The sequence below is a fragment of the Streptomyces sp. NPDC020192 genome (assembly GCF_044388685.1).
Lineage (GTDB): Bacteria > Actinomycetota > Actinomycetes > Streptomycetales > Streptomycetaceae > Streptomyces.
The window spans coordinates 1-2,445 of the sequence record NZ_JBIRXG010000108.1 but is presented as its reverse complement, the minus strand read 5'-3'; the positions used below and the strand labels follow the sequence as shown (position 1 = coordinate 2,445).

At 76.2% G+C, this 2,445-nt stretch carries 1 protein-coding gene; it reads right to left on the bottom strand.

The genetic code is table 11. The features are described 5' to 3' along the window. Window positions 1–2,415, bottom strand: a 2,415-nt coding sequence (locus ACH47Z_RS47040) for a polyketide synthase dehydratase domain-containing protein (RefSeq protein ID WP_399086769.1), incomplete at its 3' end; no start/stop codon positions are given. Between the last annotated feature and the right edge of the window lie 30 nt (window positions 2,416–2,445).

The window sequence follows — 2,445 nt, the reverse complement described above, 5'->3', positions numbered from 1 at the left end:
GGAGGCGTCGATGAAGTCACCGGTGAGCGAGTTGAGCACCACGTCCACGCCGCGGCCCTCGGTGGCGCGCCGGAACGCGTCCTCGAAGTCCAGCGCGCGGGACGACGCCAGACGCGCGCCGTCGATGCCCCGCGCCCGCAGCACCGGCCACTTGCTCTCGCTCGCCGTCGTGTAGACCTCGGCGCCCAGGTGCCTGGCGATCTGGAGCGCGGCCATGCCCACGCCACCGGCGCCCGCGTGCACCAGGGCCCGCTCGCCGGCGCGCAGTCCGGCCAGGTCCACCAGGCCGTAGTACGCGGTCAGGAACGCGGTCGGCACCGAGGCGGCCGTCGCGAACGACCAGCCCGCCGGGATCGGCGCCACCAGCCGCCGGTCGGTCACCACCACGGAGCCGAAGCCGCCGTCGCTCAGACCCATGACCCGGTCGCCGACCCGGAGGTCCGACACGTCGGCGCCCAGCTCGGTCACCACACCGGCGACCTCGCCGCCGAGCGGTCCGGCCTCGCCCGGGTACATGCCCAGGGCGTTGAGGACGTCGCGGAAGTTCAGGCCCGCCGCGCGCACCTCGATGCGGATCTCGCCGCTCTCCAGCGGACGCTCGGCGTCCGGGAACGACACCAGGCGCAGGTTCTCCAGGGTGCCCTTGGCCGTCGAGTCCAGGTGCCAGGCGCCGGCCCGCGGTACGGCCAGACCGGTGTCCGCCCGCGACAGCCGGGCGGCGTGCAGCGTGCCCGCGCGGACCGCCAGCTGGGGCTCACCGGTGCCGCGCGCGACGGCCAACAGACCGGCCGTCATCCCGGTCGCGGCGTCGGTGTCGATCAGCGTGATCCGGCCGGGGTTCTCGGCCTGTGCCGAGCGCACCAGGCCCCATACCGCGGCGGCGCCCAGGTCGGTGACCGTCTCGTCGGGGCCCGCGGCCACCGCGCCGGAGGTCACCACGACCAGCTCCCGGTCCCCTGCCTGCCAGGTGTGGAGCTGGTCCAGCAGCCACCGGGTGGCCTCGTGCGCCCCCTCGACGGGGCTGTCCCCGCCGGAGACGGCGACCACCAGCGGCAGCGCCGCGTCGGAGGCCACGCGGTCGGCGTGCGGGTGCAGCACCGCGCCCTCCAGCCACCCCACGTTCGGGCCAGGTCCGGCCACCACCCCGGCGGCCACGCTCTCCCAGTCGTCCAGCGCCGGGTCCTGGGTGTCCAGGGGCGTCCACCGCACGGCCAGTACGGTCTCGTCCTGGCCACCGCCCGCGGCGCTCAGCGCCTGCGGGGTCAGCGGGCGGACGACCAGCGAGCCCAGCGACAGCACCGCGTCGCCCGCCTCGTCGGCCACCGCGATCGAGAGCGAGTCGGGGCCGGTCTGCGTCAGGCAGGCCCGCACCCGGCTCGCGCCCGAGGCGTGCAGCACCACGTCACCGAAGCTGAACGGCAGCCGGCCGAACTCCGCGGGCTCCAGGTCGACGAAAGCCAGCGCGTGCATCACGGCGTCCAGCAGCGCCGGGTGCAGACCGAAGCCGCCCGCCCGGCCCGACTGCGGCTCGGGCAGCGCCACCTCGGCGAAGACATGGCCGTCGCGGCGCCAGGCCCGCTCCAGGCCCCGGAACGACGGGCCGTACACGAAGCCCTGCGCGGCGATCCGCTCGTAGATCCCGTCGGTCTCCAGCGCCTCCGCGCCCGCCGGCGGCCACACCCCGGCCAGCGCCTCGAACCCGGTCGCGTCGGCCGCGGCCGTGTCCTCCACGGCACCGCTGGCGTGCCGGACCCACGGCTGCTCCACCCCCGTGTCGGGGCGGGCGTACACCGTGACCGGCCGCCGGCCGTCCTCCGGCTCGCCCACGAGGACCTGGACCTGGACACCGCCGCGCTCGGGCAGCACCAGCGGCGCCTCCACGATCACCTCGGTGACCCGGCCGCACCCCACCACGTCGGCGGCCTGGACCGCCAGCTCGACGAAGCCGGTGCCCGGGAAGAGCACCACACCCTGCACGGCGTGGTCGGCCAGCCAGGGCTGGGCCGCGACCGACAGCCGCGAGGTGAACACCACGCCGCCGCCCTCGGGCGACGACAGCACCGCGCCCAGCAGCGGATGTTCCACCGCCACCAGACCGGCGGCCGCCACGTCGGCGGCCGCCAGGCCGCCCTCGGGCCAGTAATGGCGCCGCTGGAACGCGTACGTCGGCAGGTCGACCCGGTGGTGTCCGGAGCCCGCGAACAGCGCGTCCCACGAGACCGGCACACCCCGCGTGAACAGCTGCCCCAGCGCGTGCAGCACGGTCCGGCCGCCGGTGCGGTCACGGCGCTGGAGGGCCACCGTGGTGACGCCGTCGAACTCGACGAGACCGGCCAGCACCGCGTCCGGGCCCGCGTCGACGAAGGTGTCCACGCCCTGCTCGGCCAGCCACGCCAGCCCGTCGGCGAACCGCACCGCCGAGCGCACCTGCCGCGCCCAATACTC